We start from the raw sequence: 20,562 nt of genomic DNA, 5'->3' as shown, positions 1-20,562 counted from the left end.
CTTTTTCATTTTAACATGGTTTTTTTATTCTTGCAAGTTATTCAAAATAATTCACAACACTATCCCAAACTTTCTTGGCCTTGTCAATAATATTTGAATCATCCACTTTTTTCTTAATAGAATCCGTAGCATTTTGAGCTTTCTCGCGAATACCATCAATGATATTTTGGGAATTAGAATTAGTTTCATCCGAAGTATCATCTGAATCATAGGTAGATTTAATGCCGTCTTGGAAATAAGCATTTTTAACCTTAAATTCCGTTCCTTTAGTATAAGGCAAAATATAACTTGCCTGAGTGCTAAAGATATTAGAAGCCGTTCCTGAACTAGAATCATTCAAATAGTGATTCTCATCAGTCTTATTGAAACCTAACCATTGACTAATAACCACATCAGGTGTATAACCAATCACCCACTGGTCACTGGCAAGGTTGGCATCAAAATTTGTTTCAGTTGTTCCTGTCTTACCAGCTAAAGTATAGCCATAAGCATTGGCATTAACACCTGTCCCGTTAGAAAAAGTTCCTAACATCATACTAGTCATTTTGTCTGCCACAGATTTACTGATAACACGTTTATCATTGGGTGTGAATTTCTTCAAAATTTCACCGCTGGCAGTTTCAATGCGACTAATCAAGTGAGCAGTTGGCATCACTCCTCCATTAGCAAATGTTGCATAAGCCTGAGCCATTTCAAGTGGATTAGTTGTGACGCTTCCTCCCAAAGCAACACCTAATTCTTTTTTAGCAGCATCCATATTAAGACCAAACCTTTTACCATAAGAAAACGCCTTATTGATACCCAATTTATCAAGCGTATAAACAGCAGGAATGTTATAGGAATTGGCTAGTGCCTGATACATAGGAATGTCTTCTGTTTCAATATTCCCATAGTTATTGGGTTTGTAACCATCAAAATCACGGGAAGTATTGGGTAATAGTTTATCCATAGACCAGCCTGAAGCGATTGCGGGAGTATAGACAGCTAGTGGTTTAATCGTTGAACCCGGACTTCTATTAGACTGAGTCGCATAGTTATAATTTCTAAACGTAACATTTTTTGTGCTATTAACACGTCCAACTAACCCCCTGACACCACCTGTTTTAGGATCCAAAGCCACACTAGCGGCTTGAGCACTGGTGTTATCATAAGTTGATACAGGAAAGAGATTTTCCTCATCAAAGGTTTGTTGCATGCCAGTTTGGTAATTCTGGTCTAATTCAGTATAAATTCTATAACCATTGTTTACAATGTCTTTTTCACTGATACCATAGACAGAGCTAGCCTCACTAATAACAGCATCAAAGTAAGAGGGATATTGATAGTCATCTGTCTTAGCAACATAAGTATCACTTACACGGTTCCCCATTCCCACTTTTTTAGCCTCATTGGCCTGTTTCTGTGATATTTTTCCCGCAGCCACCATATTTTGCAGGACAGTATCGCGTCGATTGGTTGCATTCTCAATAGAATATAGTGGATTGTAGATACCCGGTCCCTTCAACATACCTGCCAAAGTAGCCGCCTCATCAAGTGTCAGCCGACTAGCAGAAGTTCCAAAATACTTTTGACTGGCATCTTCGACCCCCCAAACACCATTACCAAAGTAGGCATTGTTAAGATACATGGTTAAAATTTCTTTTTTGCTATATTTTTTAGTCAATTCCAGAGCGAGGAAAAATTCGCGTGCTTTTCTTTTAACCGTTTGTTCTTGGGTTAAAAAGGCATTTTTAGCCAATTGCTGTGTAATCGTCGATCCTCCGCCCGAATAACCTAAGGTGACTATCGCTAAAAGCATCCGCTTGTAATTGATGCCACTATTTTTATAGAAGCTTCTGTCTTCTGTTGAAATCACTGCATTTTCTAAATCGTCGGAAATAGCATCAAGTTCAACATAAGTGCCCTTTTGCCCATAAAGAGTGCCAGCTTGTTTTTCATTTTTATCATAAATAACCGTTGTTGCCTTCAAAGCCTGTTTTAAATCAGAAACTTTGGTTGTCTTAGCTAGATAAAACAGGTAAGAACCTGTCAAAAGTACAAAAACACCTACCGCAATCAGCAAAATCTTACCGACATGATAACGGCGCCAATATCTTCTAACCAGACCATTTTTAGAAAGGCCTATCTTGCTCAAAACGTTGCTGAATTTACTAGTCTCTTCTTGTGCATGACGACGATGATAATGGCTGTCAGAAGCTTGACTGGCTTGATTATCAAGATTTTGAGGCATCCCGTTTTCAACCTCTTTGGAGTCACCTTGATGATCAATATTTTTATTTGGAAAAAATTTCTTTTTTAACAGTTCTAATATACTCATGACCTTATTATATCAATTTTAAAGAAAATGATATAATAAAATCATGACTTTTACTGTAAAAATTATAAACCCTTATCCAACAGGACCCCTTAAAAAACTTCTGGAAGAGTATTTCTTAATTCCAAGAAAGATCAGACACTTTCTAAGAATAAAAAGAATGTCACAGTTAATAGTCAAGCCGTCAATTGGCAAAGTCTTGTCAGGCGGGGAGATCTTATCCAGTTGAACTTTGATAACACAGACTATCCTGTCAAGAAAATTCCTATGGGAAACAAGGCTTTAATAGACTGTCTCTACCAAGATGAACATCTTATTATTGTAAATAAAATAGAAGGTATAAAAACACATGCTAATGAACCTAATGAAATCGCACTTCTCAATCATGTTTCTGCTTATGTCGGACAAACCTGCTATGTTGTTCATCGACTTGATATGGAAACCAGCGGTGCTGTCTTGTTTGCTAAGAATCCGTTTATCCTGCCGATCCTTAATCGTCTTTTAGAAAAGAAGGCTATCAAGCGCGAATACTGGGCTTTAGCACAAGGTCAATTTTCTGAACGTACAATCATTTATAGAGAGCCAATTGGACGCGATCGTCATGATCGACGTAAACGTGTTGTAGACCACGAGCATGGTCAAACCGCTATTACGCAAGTTGCTCTTTTAAAACAATATCCTAATGCCAGCCTTGTTAACTGTCAGCTACAAACAGGCCGTACCCATCAAATTCGTCTTCATCTAGCCTATCATGATCATGCTATTGTTGGTGATCCCCTCTACAGCCAGCAAACGGCTCCCAGACTAATGCTTCATGCTCATCAGTTAAGTTTTACTCATCCTCTTACACTTGAAAAAATCAATGTTGAGGCTCCGTCCGTTACATTTGAAAAAGGGCTTCCAAATAATGTACCGCACTCCAAAAAGTTGGACAAATAATTATTGAAAGGATTTCGTTCTGTATTGCACAGGGCTAAGTCCTTTTTCTTTCTGACTTATTTCTTAGTTAAGCTAATGCCCGTTTTAGGACTGCCACTGGTATCGCCTGATTCCCAATAGACAGTCGTAATGCTAGAGCCACTAATTTTAACACCATAAGTGTATTGATCATTTGCACCGATATCATCTAAAACGGTAAAAGCAGCACGATCTCCTGATTGATAGTAATAGCGATAAGTACCATCTGAAGTCTTTTCTGTTTTTTCAACTTTTGCTGTCTTAGTCGTATCTTCCTTTTTATCATCCTTGTAATCCGTTTTTTTGATTACTGTACCATCTTCTGAGAAGGTCATGGTAATGGTCTTATCATCCTGCTTCGCTTCCCAAGTTCCTATTAATTCTTCTGGTAATGGCATCGGACTTTTCACCTGATTGTCTTCACTGACAACTGTCGGACCACTAACGGATTTACTAATGGTATAGCCAGTCTCTATTTTTTTAACTTGAATCTGTCCCGTAATATTTTGTAATAAATGACCTGACGTTTTCTTCTCTTGATCAGTCGCTTCATCGTAGTAATAATCATAAGTGAGAGCATAAGATAAAGTATAAGTTTTCATACCTGTTTGATGTAAATCACTGAGACTGACCGAAGTAATGGTAAAGCTAGATGGCTTACGACTATCTACCATCATTTTTTGTTTGATACTCTCTTTTAAAGCCTTGTAAACATCATTATTAGAACCATTTTCAAAGACTGTGTTTAAATCTGTTGGATCTTGTTGATTACTAGCATGAACAGAAAATTTTTCAAAAGCAGTATTTAATAGTTGCTGAGCCGTATCCTGATTCAACTGATTAGGAACATCAAGCTGAACTGTGCTGCCGTCTGCAATATCCTTTAGAGATTGCTTGTTAGACTTAATTGTCCCATCTGAAAATTTTTTCTTAACATAAACCGATTTATTTCCCATAATAGGATAGTTATCAACATTATATTGTCCATTTGAAAGGGAAGAAATTTTCTTTTACCAAAATAAAGATTGCCATCAGATAGATTACTCTTAACTGTAAAGTTTTTGAAGGCTAAATCCATATTAACCGTCTGATGTTTACCATCATAATTTTTACTAAATTCCACCTCTTTACCATTATGGATACCATCAAGAGCAAAGGTATAATTATCTACAGGTAGGTGAGCAACCGTAACATGATAATTATCTGAATCACTAGTAGCAATTTTTTTACCATTTAAAAGAACATCTAAGCCTGAAATATTCGTCTTTAACGTTAATTTCAATGGCTTCATGGCAAGACGATAATCAGGGAAAAAGAAAAATTTATGACCAATACTTTTGAGATAAAGTTTATCCGAAGCTTTTGCTGACAATAGTTTCTGTCGGAGACTGCGTTTTTTAGCACTTGTCTTCAGACGTGAAAACTTTGTATATTGAGCTTCATCGTTGGTTATCAATTCATTCGTATCATCCCAAACCATATACTCTTTAATATTTTCAAAAGTATGACCAGAAGCACTTCTAGCCTTTAAATAACGATCAAGGGTAGCTGCTTTTGAATAATGAATACTTCCCCATAATCCAAAAAGAACAAAGAAGCTCCCTATAATGATTAAAGTCTTACGTATAGGTTTTTTCTTAAGAAGATCTTGCAGCTGCTGCTTTAATTTCCCCACAAGAGGAGCAACTATTTCTTGTGCTTTTTTAAAGTATTTCTGCCACTTTTCTTTTAAACTATCCATCTTGAACTCCTTGAATCAATTAAAATTTTATAATAGACTTTAGAAAATATATTCTTATCTGATTGACTTCTTTTTTGTCAGTCAGCTCTTAGTATTCGGTACGCAAGTAACTTCCTCAAAGGGTTCACCTATATTTCAAGCCTTAGGGTATCGAAAGACCCCTCAAATATTGTCTTCTGGCTTCAATAACTTTTTACCACGGCATAAGCTATTCTTTCACTAAGATGGCGTTTGTCTCATAATAAAAATAGTTTTCTGTGATACAGGTTCTAAATTTGCCCCCTTGGCAAATCACTTCTTTTGCTGATAGGTCAAAATTAATGTACTTTTGCATTATACTTTTTTTCTTTTTTTAAATGATAACAAATTAATAACAAAACATCAAAATCAACTGTCTTTAAACAACTCATATGCTTAAAAAATTGAAACAGCATCTTTTACTGTAACAAAGTTAACTACAAGATAAAATATCCATAAAAACTATAGCAATAACAGACAGCAAGCACTTACTTTTAAATATCATAGTATGCCATCACTATTTTAGGCAAAATAAAGAGAACCTAGCCTTGAACCAGATTCTCTTAAAAATATTACTGACCAGCATTAAGCCGTTTTACGGACTTGCCATGAATAAGAAGCTAAATTACATCATGCCACCCATCATGCTTGGATCCATAGCAGGAGCTGCTGCTGGTGCTTCTGGAGCTGGATGATCCGCCACAACAGCTTCCGTTGTTAAAATGAGACTAGCTACAGATGCTGCATTTTGAAGGGCTGAACGAGTTACCTTAACAGGATCAATAATACCAGCATCAATCATGTCAACCCATTCACCGTTAGCAGCATTGAAACCTGTACCTGCTGAACTGTTCTTCAATTTATCAATAATGACAGAACCTTCATAACCAGCATTTTTAGCAATTTGACGGACAGGCTCTTCAAGAGCACGCAGAACAAGATTACGACCTGTTGCAGCATCATCTGTTAAATCAAGTGCTGCTACTTTTTCAATGACATTGATAAGTGCCGTTCCACCACCTGCAACAATTCCTTCTTCTACAGCTGCTCGAGTAGCATTAAGGGCATCTTCAATGCGAAGTTTCATTTCTTTCAATTCTGTTTCTGTTGCTGCGCCAACTTTGATGACGGCAACACCTCCAGATAATTTAGCCAAACGTTCTTGTAATTTTTCACGATCAAAGTCTGAAGTTGCTGTTTCAATTTGAGACTTAATGAGACTGACACGATTAGCAACAGCTTCTTTACCGCCAGAACCTTCAACAATAACAGTTGAATCTTTATCAACAGTCACACGAGCTGCTTGACCTAACGCATCAATAGTCGTATCTTTCAATTCTAGACCAAGATCTTCAGTAATAACAGTACCACCTGTTAAAACAGCAATATCTTCAAGCATGGCCTTGCGACGATCACCAAAACCAGGAGCTTTGACTGCAACAACATTGAAAGTACCGCGAATCTTATTCAAAACAAGCGTTGGGAGAGCTTCACCATCTACATCATCCGCAATGATTAAAAGAGGACGATTGGTCTTAAGAACTTCTTCTAGAAGCGGAAGAACATCTTGAATATTTGAAATTTTCTTATCTGTAATCAACAAATAAGGATTTTCAAGATCTGCCACCATTTTTTCATTGTCAGTTACCATGTATTGGGAAAGGTAGCCGCGATCAAATTGCATTCCTTCAACAACATCAAGCTCTGTTTCCATACCACGAGATTCTTCAATAGTGATAACACCATCGTTACCAACTTTTTCCATAGCTTCAGAAACGTATTCTCCAACCTTGTCAGAACGTGATGAAACGGCTGCAACCTGAGCAATAGCTTCTTTGCCAGAAACAGGCTGTGCAATAGCTTTCAACTCATCAACTGCTGTTGCAACTGCCGTTTCGATCCCTCGACGAATCCCGATTGGGTTGGCTCCAGCAGTCACATTTTTCAAACCTTCACGAACAATAGCCTGAGTTAACACAGTCGCTGTCGTTGTCCCATCACCGGCAATATCATTAGTTTTAGAAGCAACTTCTGAAACTAGTTTAGCTCCCATATTTTCAAAGTGATCTTCTAATTCAATTTCCTTAGCAATGGTCACACCATCATTAGTAATGAGCGGTGAACCAAACGACTTTTCAAGAACAACATTGCGTCCTTTAGGGCCTAAGGTTACCTTAACTGTATCTGCTAAAATATCAACGCCACGCACCATGCTGCTTCTTGCATCTGCTGAAAATTTAATATCTTTTGCCATAATTAATCCTCTTATTTCTAAATAATATGAAACACTTTCATTCGCACTGCCACTACAATACTAAAAGTGTACAAATAATCTCAAATAACTATAAAGTTAAACTGCTATTTATTAATCGTTTACAACTGCTAAAACATCTGCTTCACGAATGATAAAGTAATCTTTACCATCATCTTTAACAGGCGTTCCTACATGATTTTCAATTAAAATAGTATCGCCTTGTGCTAAACTGGATGCAACCAATTCCCCAGCTAAAGTACGAACACCTTCACCAACAGCTACTACTTGAGCTTTTTTAGTCTTTTCTTGACTAGCACCAGCAAGGACAAAACCACCAACTGTTTGTTCCTTTTCTTCTTTCAACTGTACGACCACTCGGTCTCCTAAGGGTTTTAACATAATATACCTCCATAGATTTTTAGCACTCCAATATCTCGAGTGCTAATTACATATATTATTGTATCACTTGGTCAAAAATAGTCAAGAAAAAACCTTACCTTTCGGTAAAGTTTTTTTCAGCTTATTTAGAATTGGCAAGCCGCAGTTTTTCTTCAAAATCATCAACGACTTTTTGAACATTGAGGCGACCCTTGTAGATACCATAACCAAAGACTAACATAGCTAAGAATCCTAAGGCTGTCAAAACAATTCCAATAGTAAACCCAACGAGATTAGCTGAGAATAAGTAAATCAAAACGACACCGATACTAGCAATGATAAACATTAAAGTAAACCAACGTCCTAGGTTTTCAATCATATGTTTTTGATAAGCGATTTCATTTTCATATCCTTTGATGAATTCTTTTTCTGTTAGCATAATCTCTCCAACCATTTCTAATTTTAGTATTTCAAGCCTGGATCAAAGAATCCTGTAATAACACCAACAAAAGCAATAACAACTAAAAGAAGCATAACTTTAATTGGAGACATATTTTTCTTAGCCATTAACCACCAACAAAAAACGGTAAATAGAGCGGTTAAAAGCCCTGGATAAACACCATCAAGTTGTTTTTGTAAAACCAAGAAAGCCTTTCCAGAAGAATTTTTAAGCTCCAGAGCAGTTTTGATAGGCACCCAAGTAGCTGCAACAGCCCCAACAACCATACCACCGACAATAGCAACGGCTTTACGAATGGCTTGTCCTTGTGTTCCAACTAAGACTTCAACTGCTTTATCACCAAGTTCATAACCTTTGAAATAGGCAAATCTCATACCAAAGTAGGCCAATAAGTTCCAAACAATGATATAGAAGATGGCACCAATTGGTGAGCCATCAGTAGAAAGTCCAAGAGCAATTCCCAAAATAATTGGAATTAAAGTACCAACGACAAGTGAATCACCAATACCTGCAATTGGTCCCATAAGACCTGCACGCAAGCCATTAATAGTTTCGTCATCTACACCATCAGCACCATTAGAACGCGCTTCTTCAAGACCTGCTGTAATACCAACTACCAGTGAACCTAACTGTGGTTCTGTATTAAAGAAAGCTGTATAAGTTTGCATAGAACGTGCTTGATCATCTTTATTGTCATAAAGTTCTTCTACGATTGGTAACATGGAAGTCAAATAACCAAATGTTTGCATATGTTCTTGTGAGAAACATGTCAAATTACCATAATACCAATGATGGAAAGATTTCGTTAAAGTTTTCTTTGAAATTTTCTTTTGAGCCATTTTAAATATCCTCCTCATCATCGTCATCGAAATCTGAAGCTTCAGCTGAAGCTGTTGTCCTCATATTTTTTATTGTTTCAAGTTCATAGAACAGTACTGCAAAAATTAAAGAAATGACTGCACATGATACTAAGTTTAAACCAAGTGAAGCTGCCAAAGTGAAACCAACAAAGAATGGAATAAAGTCAACTGCTTTTTCAACAATTTGTTTTAATAAAATAGCAATCCCTACACATGGAAGAAGTGAACCTACTGTAAAGAGGGTCTTCATTGGAATACCATCCATTGGAAGGGCATTCTTAAGAGCAGTAACGGCATCTGCACCTAATTTACACATAATCAATGTAGGAATGAATGAAAAGACGATATGTGAGATCCATGGAAGTCCCCAGTCTACAACATAGAGTCTCTTGAATTCTCTTTTTTCAACGGCTTGCCATCCAATATGTTGCCAAACAAGGTTCATTGTTGCAGTACCATAGAAAAGCACTGTACCAATAGTACCTACAAGGGTTCCCATTGATTTAGCAAGGTTAGCTGCATCTGATGAAGTTGCTGATAAACCTTGAGAATGAATCGCAACCATTGCTAATGGAATACCGATATAAGATACTGCACGCACATCAGCAGAAACAGTACCACCGGGTGTTACAAGAGCAATATAAACAAGCTGCATAGCAACACCGCAAACAATACCTGTCTTAATGTCTCCGAGGATAAGCCCACAAACCAAGCCACCGACTAAAGGGCGTCCCAAAGTATAGTTACCAATTGTTGTACCGCCAAGACCAGGCATTGAAGACAAACAGGCAAACAATCCTAGCAAGGCTGCTTGAAACCAAGAAATTGTCATAATAATTCTCCTTTTATTAAGATACAAAGACGGTAAAGCGACACACCGCAAAATAAGAAAGCTAACGAAGATGCACCAGCATCTAAGCAGTTTTTGTCTTTTTGCACAGTGTTGTAGCCGTGTTCAATTTATTAAAATACAGATTAGACTACTGTAGTCTATCAAGTGCGTTAGCATCTAGATAAACTTTCTACGTTAAGTCAATAACCAAATTTTGATTTAAAGTCTGACCAATAACCAATTGAAACATCAGGAAGAAGTTGAAATTTAACTTTATAGCCAGCCTTTTCAATTGCTTCAATAGCATCCGCTTCTTCTTGAGTTATAGATTGATTATTACCAAGCTTAACAGCTCCGGGGCGGTCGTTGGCAGGACCAACAATAATTTCCTTAACTTCACCCGGAACAAAACCTTGGTCAACCAAAATTTCTTTCATATCAACCGGATTTTTAGTAATTAAAAAGTAACGACTATCTGAATCCGATACCTTTTGTGATTTAGCAGCAAAGGCTTCTTTAGACCAAACAAAAGTCTTCTTATCTGAAGCACCTTTGTATGCCTGAATTAAAACTTTATTTTTTGCTGCAGCATCATTAACAGCAATTAAACCATCGCATGGGTATTCTTTTGCCCAACGTGTTACAGTTTGTCCATGAATCATACGGTCATCAATTCTTACAAATGATACAGTCATTTTCTTCTCCTTCTTTATTTAAATGTCATCGTCATCATCTTCTTCATCAGAAGTTATCTTAAATTCTTGTAAGGCGCTTTTAGCTTCACCCAAAACAGTGGTTACAAAATCCTGACCTTCAAGCATATCTTTCATAACAACGGCATTGACTGCCATTGGTAAGTTCATCCCCCCTAAGACAATAGCGTCATCTAACTTACCCAAATCCGCTAAAACATTGCAGGCTGTTGTCAAAGGGCTTCCCCCGACAATATCAGCTAAAACAACAACTGAATCCTCATCCTTTAGATTAGAAAGAGCTTGTCTAAAAGTTTCCGCAAAATCATCTACTGATTTACCATTTTCCAATCCGACAGCTATAACTTGATTTACTTTATCCTCAGCAAACATAGCTAAAGAAGTCTTCAAGCCCTGCGCAAAACCGCCATGGCTTACAAGCAATAGGTATTTCATGAATACACCCTACTTTCTTTTAATTTCATTCTTATTTTACATTTTTTGAAAACGCTTTTGCAGTGTCATTTGTCATTTTCACACCCCTGACAAATGTCATTCAACAGATGACAATTGTCATTGATTTAATTTTTTAAACTGATCAAAGAAAATACTGTAAATACCCAAAATATAAAGAAACTGCTCAAAAAGTCTGGAAAAAATTCCCAGACTTTTTGATGTTATTGACAGCAAGTAGAACACCCTTTGTATCTTTTAGATTTTTTCTCTCAATTCCCAGTTTTTTTTGTTTGTTTCACCTACTTTAATTCTTCTTCAATTTCTTTTTGAATATCAGATAAATCATTTTCTACAGTATTTCCTTCTAGCGATTTGGTAATAAGATAGCCTGCTTTTTCATAAATAGTATTATAAGATTTAAATTTAGGAGTCGTTTTCGCTTTTCGCATCATATTATCCAAGGTATTAACAGTCAAAGCTTTTGAACCAAAGCTATCATTTTGCAAAAGGTTCTTACTTTCTTGACTGTTCATTACTGATTTTAAAACAGATGCTCCTTGTGATTCTTCAAATAATTGCTGTTGTGTTTTTTTATTGGCACATAAAAGTTTAAGAAACTCCCAAGCTAATTTAGACTGTGAGGTTTTAGACGACATAGCATATAAAGATGTATTAATTTGTATCTTCGCTGTATTCGGTTTTTGTGAAGGCATTTCAACACAAGACCACGAAAAGGAAGAGTATTTTGCAACATGATAAGGATAGGGTTTATAGGTACGATATTGGGCTAGAGTCATAGGGTAAAAAGCAACCTTACCCTCATCAAAATCTTTAAGAGTAACATTATAATTACCATTTAAACTCTTTAATTTTGTGACTAATGCTAAAGCCGAACGAACTTTTTTGGTGTTAAAGTAAGCCTCTGTACCAGCTTCATTAAATAATTTAACATTATAGGCAGCTAAAGCCTCTTCCCAACCATAACCCAGACTGCCATATTGATCAATAACACCATCACCATCTGTATCCTTAGTAACTTTTTTACAAATACTATAAAAATCGTTTAAGGTCCATGAAGAGTTTGGCAACTCTATCCCCTCTTTTTTTAAGAGATCATTATTGATGCACATCATAACAGGATTGCTTTCAAAGGGAAGGGCAAATTGCTTCCTTTCAAATTGACCTGAATTATAGGCTGAATGATAAAAGAGTGAAGGGTTCAAATCCTTTTTAATATAATTATCTAAATTAGCTAAAGTTTTTGTTGAAGCTAAGAGATTAAAATCATTTTCAGGAACCATAAAAACATCTGGCTGCTTTCCCTCAACAATTTTTTTAGACAGCCAAGAAGAATAATCTTCTTTTAAAATACCACTCTCATATTGAACATCAACATTTGGATGAGTCTTTTCAAACCGTTTAATGACACTATCTAAAAATTGATAATCTTTCCCACTGGGTACATCCCAGCTACTGCCAGCATAAACACCTAATCTCAAGATTTTTTTTGCCGCGATTGTACAAGAAATAAGATTAGCAGGGCTCCTAAAAGTGCCAACAAAACCAATAAGTGAAATTTATACTGGTAAAGCTTTTTTTAATCATTTTCATCTCCAAAATGTCTAGTAGTAACACCCGTTTGGACTGCCCAAATCGCTAATTGCGTTCGATCACGCAAATTCAATTTAGATAAAATGGTCGATAGGTAATTACGGATAGTACCTTCTGACAAAAAGAGCTTCGCTGCAATTTCTTTATTTGATAAGCCAAAACCAATTTGCTGAATAATTTTCCATTCAGCCTTTGAAATATTTTCGACACTATTTTCCTGTACTTGAATAGCAGAATTAGATTGCGCCATTTGTGAAAACAGCTTAACAACCTTAGTTGCAACATCTGGATTAATCATGGCATTTCCTTTATTGACTGTAACAATAGCCTGATATAAGTCTTCCATAGAGATCCCCTTTAAAATGTAACCAGAAGCACCATATTGAAGCGCTTTAAAAATAAAATCATCATCATCAAAGGTTGTTAAAATAATAACTTTAACATTAGGGTAGTTTTCCTTAACGGCCTTGGTACATAAAACACCATCCATTTTAGGCATGCGGATATCCATCAAAATAAGGTCCGGCTGAACTTTTTTCAGACTCTCTAAAACCGCAAAACCATCATCGACTGCATCAACCACTTCAATGTCTTTATAGGATGACAAAACAATTTTTAAAGATTCTCTGATGAGTTCTTGGTCATCAGCAATCAAGACTTTAATCACTTTTCTTCTCCTTTTTTCTTAGGTATTCTTACCATTGTTTGAAAACCATCATCACTTTCGAAGTCCGCATAGCCTCCAATAATAGCTAACCGTTCTTGCATTTGTGTTAAACCATACCCCAATTTAAAATCCTCACAGCCAATACCATCGTCCTTAATCTTAATAATATAGAAATCCTCATTGAGCATATCAATACTGACATGACGGGCATGTCCATGTCGAAGGGAATTGGTAATGGTCTCTTGAATAACACGAAAAATAATATCTTCCTTAGTAATGTCTAAATCAACGTTATCCCAATCATAATGCAGACTAACCTGTAGCTTGGATAATTTTTCATAATCTGCAATCATTTTTAATAAAGCCTCTTTAAGGCTTCCCTTTTCAAGGGCTCCTGGTCTCATTTTTCTAAAGACCTTCTAACATCTTGAATACCTTCTCTAACAACATCTGACACATTTTTTAGTTGGCTTTTAGCATGATTAGGATCAAAATCAACCAAAACAGTAACTGCGTCAATTCCTGCTGAAATACCCGTTAAAGCATGCCCCAAGGTATCATGAATTTCTCTGGCAATTCGCTTACGTTCTTTATCCTCAGCGATTTTTTCAGCCAAAGAAACATAATCATTCAGTTCAATATTAGCACGTGCAGCCATTCTCAGTTCTTCTTCTATCTTATGATTTTCAGCTACTGAATACATGATATAAGCTACTAAGGAAATTAGAAAAACAATGATATTAAGCGAGTAAAGAAAGTTTTTAATAAACATAACAATCAGACGACTGCCACTAGGAAAAAAGCTAATGTAAACATCTAAAGAAGGTAGTCTCATCACTAGAGATAAAAGATCGAAATTTGAGATCAAAAGCATACCAAAACCTAGAATGATGAAAAGAAGCCAATACTTTTGCTCCTTAACATTATAAAAATTAGCATAACTATAAAAAATATCTGCAAAAACGAGGAGGAATAGGCCATTGTAAGAAAACTGCAAGGAAATAAAGGTGAGAATCATTAAGACAATTTCTGCAACAATCAGCCAATCATTAATCTCTTCCTTTTTATTAAGAATACTTTCTCTATAAAACATGACAATGAGAAAAATAGCAAAAAAGAAGAGTGTTGTAAAAAAGATATTTTCAGGAGCTATAGGGACAACATCCAGTTTATCCAAAAGTACATGACTTAAATTTTTAGCCACAATATATTTGCTAGCAAAAAGATAAACAAAAACATAATAAGTAACTGCCAAAAAATTAATAAAAATTAAAGCCTGTTTAGCATATTGACTGTATTTTAAATACTTATAACTATTCATCATTGCCATCCTGTTAAATCATACTTCCCGATCGTTTTCTTTGTGATTAATTCAACGGGCACAATAATTCTCTTAGGGTAAGTCTGATTTTTAGATAATTTAAGACTTGCCTTTGTAACTTCCTGTCCCATAGTATAAGGTGATTGAGCTACCGTTGCTTGCACTTCTGAAGTAGTTGAAAGCAGATTTTTCATATCTGGTGACCCATCAATACCATAAATATAAGGATTAGTTGGTAATTTTTCACCTTTTACTGCTGCTAAAGCACCTATGGCTGCTCTATCATTGAGCGCCATGACAGTATCAAAAGTTAAACCCTTTTCAATAAGTTTTTTTACTTTGGGCATGGCAATTTCTGTCTGTCCTAAACTATCAATTCGTGCAACAACCTGATAGTCCTTATGTGTTTGAATGGCATCAAGAAAGCCTTGAATCCTGCTTGTGGCAGATAAAGCATTGCGATGCTCTAAAAGAAGAATTTTAGCAGCTTTTTGTTTTTGCATCATTTCTCGAGCACACAATACACCCGCCTTATAATTATCTGAAACAATGGTTGTGTTAATAGCAGAATTATCTTTAAACTGACTGTCTACTGCAATGACTTTAATACCTTGCTTTCTAGCTCTTTTAAGACTATTAATCAAGCGTTTGCTATTACCATCAACCGGATTAATAATGATAACATCAACTTTCTCCTTAATAAAAAAACGAATTTGTTCAACCTGTTTTTTAATACTAAGGGCCGGATCTCGCGTATAAAGTAAATCGTGTTGCTCATTAACATTTTTTTCCACTTCAGCATTGAGATACTTATAAAAATCATTATTCATCGTCATATAAGTAGCACCAATCTTAGTTTGCCTTGGAAAAACAGGTTCCTCTTTATAATAAAAAAACAGACTTGAAATAATTAGCACAACAAAAAGGCAGGCTAGAGACTTCACTAAACTCTGTATTTTCATTACTTCCTCCGTATTCTTTTATCTTTCAAACAAATCTTTTTCATTAGTTTAACACTTTCACTACTTCCTGGCAAACACTCCTCTTATAAGTTAATAAAACTCTTCTCGCCTTAACCAATTTATTTAATAATTAGAAAATAACATCATTTATTTGAACTAAAAAGAATGATTACAGTCCAAAAATAAAGTTTTTGGACTATAACCACTCTCTTACTTTAGCTAGTAAACTACACGAGCTCATTTTTCTGCTCAATTATTGATCTCTATCGGTTTTAGAACTCTTAAAATCTAAAATATAATATCTTCTGATCATTAGTAATAAAATAAAACAATAGAATAACTTGCAGAGATTAGGTTTTTATCTTATCTCAATGGTAAGTCTTAGAAAATTCATAGTCTAAACCTTACTTTTGACTTGAAATTTTAAAAAGGGAGCTCCTCCTCTTCTAGAACCAAATCGGTCAAATCATTTTCAGCATTACTTTCACGCATAGCACGTTGAGCACGGCTTTCCAGTAATTGAAAAGAGTGTCCCAAAACTTCAGTCACAAAATGAGTGACACCATCTTTTTCATATTTACGGGTGCGCAATTCTCCATCGAGAGAGATGAGACTTCCCTTACTACCATAGGAAGCTATTGTTTCTGCCAATCTGCCCCAAAGAACAACATTGACAAAATCAGCCTGCCTTTCCCCATCTTGACTTTTAAATCGCCGATTGACAGCCAGTGTCACGCGCGTAACAGACTTATCCTTTGGTGTTTTTACCATTTCAGGTGTCGCAACTAAACGACCAATCAAAATAACTTTATTATACATAATACATCTTTTTCCTCCTATCTTATTATTCGCAAAAAAGAAAGAAAAATGATGCTAAAATTGAAAAAATCTACAATTACCTTATGTCAGCATTTTTCTGTTGGCAAATGCATGCCTTTCCATCCTTCAAAAGCTCCTGCTAATTCATATGCTTTAAAGCCTGCCTTCAAAAGAATAAATAAGGCGTGCTTACCTAAAACACTGCCGCCATTCCAATCATAGACGATATAGGTTTTGTTTTTATCAAGCTCTGTCAAATGATTAGCTAAGTCCTTAGCTGGCATAACCTTTGCTCCTTTAATTTGCTCTTTCTTAATCTGTGATGGAGCATTTCTAATATCTAACACCACAATATCCGGGTTTTCTGCTTTCATGGCCTCCAAAACTGTAAAATGATTCCTATATAAATCAAGATACATTTCTAAAAATGCAAGTTTATCCATCAGTTCAACTCTCCTTCCTTAATCGCTTTTACCATCGTTAAAAGCGTTTCTTTTTGCTTAGCAGACAAATGCTTAAGAACGTCTTTTTCTATCTCTTTCATTTCCTGCCACATTTCTTCGACCAAAGAGCCCCCTGTTTTAGTTAAAGCCAATAAATTTTGCCGTCTATCTTTTGGATTCTTTTGTCTTACCACAAAGTCTTTTCTTTCTAATAAATCAACAAGCTGCCCAATTGTCGTACGATCAACCTTGTTCAGTTCACCAATCTTAAGCTGTGTTAATAGTGCATATTGATGGATTGTCAACAAAATACCGTATTCTCTGGAACCGATATCATATTTTGCTAACTTCTTCGAAAATTGACTGTCCATCTCTTGAGCAATCTTACTAATCTGAAATCCCCAAGAATCTTCTAACTCCAATATAGTCACCTTTTCTGATTATCAGTTGAATTGATTATATAACAAAAAAGAATTTCTGCAAGAAAAACCTCGTCATTTCATGACGAAGTTTTTTCTCACCCCTTCCAATGTTTCTCAGCGTCAAAAGCTTGGCCTATAACAGTGTCTGTACTTAATTCAATAATCCCACGTTTTTTAGGAGCTTTAGGCAAAGCCAACTCGCGAGGAGAACACATCATACCACAGCTCTTTTCGCCACGCAGATTGCCTGAAAAAATAAGGCTACCGTTTGGCATCATCGCACCTGGCAGAGCGACAATGGTTTTCAATCCTAGTCTGGCATTTGGTGCACCGGCAACAATTTGGACAGTCTTGTCCTCAGCAATTTTAACTTGACAAATATTAAGATGATCACTATCTGGATGAGCAACTATTTTTACAATTTCACCAACAACAAACTTAGCTGCGGCATCATTTTCTAGTTTTTCTTCAAAACCTTCTTTGGCAAGTTCAGCATTTAAAACCGCCAGCTCTTCATCTGTCAAAAATACCTGTCCATTGCCATTAAGCTCAAGCAAATTTGATACCGCAAAAATATTCCAGGCCACTGTCTCCTTATTTTTTTCAAGAAAAATACGAGTCACCTTGCCCTTGCGTTCACAGTCTAACTTTGCGCCCTTACTATCTTTAACAATAACCATAAGGACATCTCCAACGTGTTCTTTATTATATGTAAAAATCATAATTTCTCCTCGGTTAATTCAGCCAAAAAGCTGTTAATCTCTGCTTGTGTTTTACGTGATTTATTGACTAAACGGCCAATTTCTTTACCATTTTCTACAACAACAAAACTTGGAATACCAAAAATATGCCAGCGCTGCGCGATTTCCATGAAATTATCACGGTCTACACGAAGAAAAAGAAAGTCTGGATTTGCCAGCTCAATTTTAGGCATGGCTGGGTAGATAAATTGACAATCAGGACACCAATCTGCTGTAAAGAAAAGGACAAGCTTGTCAGGCTTTTCAAGATAAGCAGCCAATTCTTCATACGTTTTTGGAACAATCACGTTTATCCTCCTCATAGCTTATCTGACCATTCTCATAAGTAAAGAGATAGATAGTATCATCATTCATGACAAGACCACCTCGTATCGTATCCTTGTCAGATTCAAATTCATTGACGTAGAGGACAGCAATCTCACCCAACTGATTAAAAAACTGGCGAAGCTCTGCCTTAATACGTTCACGCTTTCTTTCTTCCAATTGTTTTTTTACAACCGCTCCAAACAAAACTGCTCCGCCTATTCCTATAAGACAAGCACTTGAAGCAAGTTTGAAGTTTTTACTTTCCATAACCTCTTTATTTTATCATAAAACATGCTAAAATAGAACGTATAGAATTGAGGTTAAATATGACGGAATTATTTGACAAAATCAAAGAAATCACCGAACTTGATGGCATTGCTGGTTATGAGCACAAGATCCGTGACTTTTTAGGCCAAAAATGACGCCTTTTGTTGATGAAGTTGAAACGGATGGCCTCGGTGGCCTTTTTGGTATCAAACATAGCAAGTCGGAAAGGGCCCCTCGTGTTATGGTTGCTGCTCACCTGGATGAAGTTGGTTTTATGGTCAGCGATATCAAAGAAGATGGCACTTTACGCGTGGTGGCTATTGGCGGCTGGAATCCTCTGGTTGTTAGTTCACAGCGTTTCACTCTTTATACACGCACTGGACAGGCGATTCCTGTCATTTCAGGTTCTGTCCCACCACATTTTCTACGTGGTAATAATGGCGGAGCTTCTTTACCCAAGATCGAAGATATTGTTTTTGATGGTGGTTTTGCAGATAAAACAGAAGCTGAAAGCTTTGGGATAACCCCAGGTGATATCATTATTCCTAAATCAGAAGCCAGTCTAACAGCTAACCAAAAGAATGTCATTTCCAAGGCTTGGGATAATCGTTATGGTGTTCTCATGGTTACAGAACTTCTTCAAAGCCTTAAAAATGAACAGTTAGGCAATACCCTCATTGCTGGTGCTAATGTTCAAGAAGAAGTCGGTCTTCGCGGTGCTCAGGTTTCAGCAACCAAATTCAAGCCAGATATTTTTCTGGCAGTTGACTGCTCACCTGCTGGTGATGTCTATGGCAATCAGGGTAAAATCGGCGAGGGCACTCTCATTCGCTTTTACGATCCGGGTCATATCATGCTTAAAGACATGCGCGATTTTTTGTTGACTACTGCCCAAGAAGCTGGTGTCAAATACCAATACTATTGTGCTAAAGGGGGTACAGATGCTGGTGCTGCTCACCTCAAAAATAGCGGAATTCCTTCAACAACAATCGGCGTTTGTGCTCGTTATATTCACTCTCATCAAACACTCTATGCTATGGATGATTTCATACAGGCTCAAGCTTTTCTGCAAACTATTGTGAAGAAACTTGATCGCTCTACAGTTGATTTAATCAAAAACTATTAGAAAGGAAAAACACAGTCTAAATAACTATTCATTTAATTCTGACTGTGGCATTTGACTATGAAAATTGGATTTATTGGTGTTGGTAAAATGGCCAGCGCTATTATTACTGGACTCAAAAAAACAGATTTTGAATTAATCATATCAGATAGTAGTTTGAAAGCCGGTCAAGACAAAGCAGAAGCACTTGGAGTTTCTGTGGCTCAATCTCATCAAGACTTGGTTGACGAAGTTGATTTACTTGTATTGGGTGTTAAACCACAAGTTCTTGCTTCTGTTTTGAACCCTTTAATATTAACAAAACCGATTTTATCCATGGCAGCCGGTATCTCATTAGAATATCTGGATAAACTAAGCCAGACTGATTTACCGATTATCCGTATTATGCCTAATCTTAATGCTAAGATTCTTCAAAGTAGCACTGCTATCTGCCGAAATGATAAAGTTTCTGATCAGCTTTTTGAAATTGCCAAACAGATTACGGACTCATTCGGAACAACTTTTGAAATCGCTGAAAAAGATTTTGATACTTTCACCGCACTTGCAGGATCTAGTCCTGCCTATATTGCACTCTTCATTGAAGCTTTGTCCAAATCAGGATTGAAACACGGATTTCCCAAAGATTTAGCTTTTAAGATTGTCAGTCAAACTGTTCTAGCAACTACGAGCAATCTCATCCAAGGGCAAGATAAGCCAAACGATCTGATTGATAAGGTATCCAGTCCCGGTGGAACAACTATCGCTGGACTTCTTGATCTAGAGAAAACCGGCTTTACGGCCAGTACCATTTCAGCCATTGATGCGACAATTGACAAATCAAAAAACATGTAAAAAACTAGGAACTGAATGGTTTCTTAATAGGTAAATGTATCTTTGACTATTAATAAACTGTTCATTC

General features: G+C 36.4%; 17 protein-coding genes and 6 pseudogenes. 3 read left to right on the top strand and 20 right to left on the bottom strand.

Annotation, left to right across the window (positions count from 1 at the left end; translation table 11 throughout):
• Window positions 1-37: 37 nt before the first annotated feature.
• Entirely contained in the window at window positions 38-2,317 is a 2,280-nt protein-coding gene (gene pbp2a, locus SRT_RS01245) for a penicillin-binding protein PBP2A (protein ID WP_161940007.1), read from the bottom strand.
• Window positions 2,318-2,360: 43 nt separating this feature from the next.
• On the opposite strand from pbp2a, the pseudogene SRT_RS01240 reads away from it, so the two are divergent.
• Window positions 2,361-3,253: pseudogene (locus SRT_RS01240) on the top strand (RluA family pseudouridine synthase).
• A 56-nt stretch (window positions 3,254-3,309) separates the two neighbouring features.
• Here the strand turns inward: SRT_RS01240 and SRT_RS01235 are convergent.
• The 19 genes and pseudogenes from SRT_RS01235 to SRT_RS01145 all read right to left on the bottom strand — a co-directional run bounded on the left by SRT_RS01235 (window position 3,310) and on the right by SRT_RS01145 (window position 18,541).
• A pseudogene (locus tag SRT_RS01235) lies at window positions 3,310-5,012 on the bottom strand (zinc ribbon domain-containing protein).
• Between the two features lie 643 nt (window positions 5,013-5,655).
• On the bottom strand, window positions 5,656-7,284 hold the full coding sequence (gene groL / locus SRT_RS01230; protein ID WP_128832770.1) for a chaperonin GroEL: 1,629 nt from the start codon (window positions 7,282-7,284) through the stop codon (window positions 5,656-5,658).
• Between the two features lie 111 nt (window positions 7,285-7,395).
• Window positions 7,396-7,683, bottom strand: a complete 288-nt coding sequence (gene groES / locus SRT_RS01225) for a co-chaperone GroES (RefSeq protein WP_128832769.1) — start codon at window positions 7,681-7,683, stop codon at window positions 7,396-7,398.
• A gap of 121 nt (window positions 7,684-7,804) precedes the next feature.
• Window positions 7,805-8,101, bottom strand: coding sequence for a hypothetical protein (locus SRT_RS01220; protein WP_002262150.1), 297 nt, complete (start codon window positions 8,099-8,101; stop codon window positions 7,805-7,807).
• Between the two features lie 23 nt (window positions 8,102-8,124).
• Window positions 8,125-8,961 carry a PTS system mannose/fructose/sorbose family transporter subunit IID gene (locus tag SRT_RS01215; RefSeq protein WP_002262151.1) on the bottom strand — a complete coding sequence of 279 codons (837 nt, stop codon included), beginning with the start codon at window positions 8,959-8,961 and terminating at the stop codon, window positions 8,125-8,127.
• Window position 8,962: 1 nt separating this feature from the next.
• Window positions 8,963-9,814, bottom strand: coding sequence for a PTS mannose/fructose/sorbose/N-acetylgalactosamine transporter subunit IIC (locus tag SRT_RS01210; protein ID WP_128832768.1), 852 nt, complete (start codon window positions 9,812-9,814; stop codon window positions 8,963-8,965).
• 200 nt (window positions 9,815-10,014) lie between these two features.
• Entirely contained in the window at window positions 10,015-10,509 is a 495-nt protein-coding gene (locus tag SRT_RS01205) for a PTS sugar transporter subunit IIB (RefSeq protein WP_002276036.1), read from the bottom strand.
• A gap of 18 nt (window positions 10,510-10,527) precedes the next feature.
• Window positions 10,528-10,962, bottom strand: coding sequence for a PTS sugar transporter subunit IIA (locus SRT_RS01200; protein ID WP_128832767.1), 435 nt, complete (start codon window positions 10,960-10,962; stop codon window positions 10,528-10,530).
• 31 nt (window positions 10,963-10,993) lie between these two features.
• A pseudogene (locus tag SRT_RS10535) lies at window positions 10,994-11,196 on the bottom strand (hypothetical protein).
• Window positions 11,197-11,261: 65 nt separating this feature from the next.
• Window positions 11,262-12,529, bottom strand: a pseudogene (locus SRT_RS01190) (extracellular solute-binding protein).
• A 30-nt stretch (window positions 12,530-12,559) separates the two neighbouring features.
• Window positions 12,560-13,240, bottom strand: coding sequence for a response regulator transcription factor (locus tag SRT_RS01185; RefSeq protein WP_128832765.1), 681 nt, complete (start codon window positions 13,238-13,240; stop codon window positions 12,560-12,562).
• Window positions 13,237-14,561: pseudogene (locus SRT_RS01180) on the bottom strand (sensor histidine kinase). The gene SRT_RS01185 and the pseudogene SRT_RS01180 overlap by 4 nt, the downstream one beginning before the upstream one ends.
• Window positions 14,561-15,523: a sugar ABC transporter substrate-binding protein gene (locus SRT_RS01175; RefSeq protein ID WP_128832764.1), complete on the bottom strand. Its 963-nt coding sequence runs from the start codon at window positions 15,521-15,523 to the stop codon at window positions 14,561-14,563. Before SRT_RS01175 ends, SRT_RS01180 begins: the two are co-directional and overlap by 1 nt.
• A gap of 423 nt (window positions 15,524-15,946) precedes the next feature.
• Window positions 15,947-16,342 (bottom strand): single-stranded DNA-binding protein, encoded by a 396-nt coding sequence (locus tag SRT_RS01170; protein WP_128832763.1) that lies wholly within the window; start codon window positions 16,340-16,342, stop codon window positions 15,947-15,949.
• Window positions 16,343-16,428: 86 nt separating this feature from the next.
• Window positions 16,429-16,785, bottom strand: coding sequence for a rhodanese-like domain-containing protein (locus SRT_RS01165; RefSeq protein WP_002264000.1), 357 nt, complete (start codon window positions 16,783-16,785; stop codon window positions 16,429-16,431).
• Window positions 16,785-17,216 carry a MarR family winged helix-turn-helix transcriptional regulator gene (locus SRT_RS01160; protein ID WP_128832762.1) on the bottom strand — a complete coding sequence of 144 codons (432 nt, stop codon included), beginning with the start codon at window positions 17,214-17,216 and terminating at the stop codon, window positions 16,785-16,787. Before SRT_RS01160 ends, SRT_RS01165 begins: the two co-directional genes overlap by 1 nt.
• Window positions 17,217-17,302: 86 nt before the next feature.
• Entirely contained in the window at window positions 17,303-17,929 is a 627-nt protein-coding gene (ytpR, locus tag SRT_RS01155) for a YtpR family tRNA-binding protein (protein WP_128832761.1), read from the bottom strand.
• Window positions 17,926-18,255 (bottom strand): thioredoxin family protein, encoded by a 330-nt coding sequence (locus SRT_RS01150; RefSeq protein WP_128832760.1) that lies wholly within the window; start codon window positions 18,253-18,255, stop codon window positions 17,926-17,928. Before SRT_RS01150 ends, ytpR begins: the two co-directional genes overlap by 4 nt.
• Window positions 18,233-18,541 (bottom strand): DUF4651 domain-containing protein, encoded by a 309-nt coding sequence (locus SRT_RS01145; RefSeq protein ID WP_128832759.1) that lies wholly within the window; start codon window positions 18,539-18,541, stop codon window positions 18,233-18,235. Before SRT_RS01145 ends, SRT_RS01150 begins: the two co-directional genes overlap by 23 nt.
• 59 nt (window positions 18,542-18,600) lie before the next feature.
• On the opposite strand from SRT_RS01145, the pseudogene pepA reads away from it, so the two are divergent.
• A pseudogene (pepA, locus tag SRT_RS01140) lies at window positions 18,601-19,667 on the top strand (glutamyl aminopeptidase).
• Between the two features lie 57 nt (window positions 19,668-19,724).
• On the top strand, window positions 19,725-20,495 hold the full coding sequence (proC, locus tag SRT_RS01135; RefSeq protein WP_128832758.1) for a pyrroline-5-carboxylate reductase: 771 nt from the start codon (window positions 19,725-19,727) through the stop codon (window positions 20,493-20,495).
• Window positions 20,496-20,562: the final 67 nt, after the last annotated feature.

It is taken from the genome of Streptococcus troglodytae (assembly GCF_002355215.1).
GTDB classification, from domain to species: Bacteria; Bacillota; Bacilli; order Lactobacillales; family Streptococcaceae; genus Streptococcus; species Streptococcus troglodytae.
This window is presented reverse-complemented; position numbering and strand designations above follow the sequence as displayed.

What these genes read in the sequence shown, in the direction of transcription:
- pbp2a (WP_161940007.1), bottom strand. Translation starts at nt 2,317, where the DNA reads ATGAGTATATTAGAACTGTTAAAAAAGAAATTTTTTCCAAATAAAAAT.
- groL (WP_128832770.1), bottom strand. Translation starts at nt 7,284, where the DNA reads ATGGCAAAAGATATTAAATTTTCAGCAGATGCAAGAAGCAGCATGGTG.
- groES (WP_128832769.1), bottom strand. Translation starts at nt 7,683, where the DNA reads ATGTTAAAACCCTTAGGAGACCGAGTGGTCGTACAGTTGAAAGAAGAA.
- SRT_RS01220 (WP_002262150.1), bottom strand. Translation starts at nt 8,101, where the DNA reads ATGCTAACAGAAAAAGAATTCATCAAAGGATATGAAAATGAAATCGCT.
- SRT_RS01215 (WP_002262151.1), bottom strand. Translation starts at nt 8,961, where the DNA reads ATGGCTCAAAAGAAAATTTCAAAGAAAACTTTAACGAAATCTTTCCAT.
- SRT_RS01210 (WP_128832768.1), bottom strand. Translation starts at nt 9,814, where the DNA reads ATGACAATTTCTTGGTTTCAAGCAGCCTTGCTAGGATTGTTTGCCTGT.
- SRT_RS01205 (WP_002276036.1), bottom strand. Translation starts at nt 10,509, where the DNA reads ATGACTGTATCATTTGTAAGAATTGATGACCGTATGATTCATGGACAA.
- SRT_RS01200 (WP_128832767.1), bottom strand. Translation starts at nt 10,962, where the DNA reads ATGAAATACCTATTGCTTGTAAGCCATGGCGGTTTTGCGCAGGGCTTG.
- SRT_RS01175 (WP_128832764.1), bottom strand. Translation starts at nt 15,523, where the DNA reads ATGAAAATACAGAGTTTAGTGAAGTCTCTAGCCTGCCTTTTTGTTGTG.
- SRT_RS01170 (WP_128832763.1), bottom strand. Translation starts at nt 16,342, where the DNA reads ATGTATAATAAAGTTATTTTGATTGGTCGTTTAGTTGCGACACCTGAA.
- SRT_RS01165 (WP_002264000.1), bottom strand. Translation starts at nt 16,785, where the DNA reads ATGGATAAACTTGCATTTTTAGAAATGTATCTTGATTTATATAGGAAT.
- ytpR (WP_128832761.1), bottom strand. Translation starts at nt 17,929, where the DNA reads ATGATTTTTACATATAATAAAGAACACGTTGGAGATGTCCTTATGGTT.
- SRT_RS01145 (WP_128832759.1), bottom strand. Translation starts at nt 18,541, where the DNA reads ATGGAAAGTAAAAACTTCAAACTTGCTTCAAGTGCTTGTCTTATAGGA.
- proC (WP_128832758.1), top strand. Translation starts at nt 19,725, where the DNA reads ATGAAAATTGGATTTATTGGTGTTGGTAAAATGGCCAGCGCTATTATT.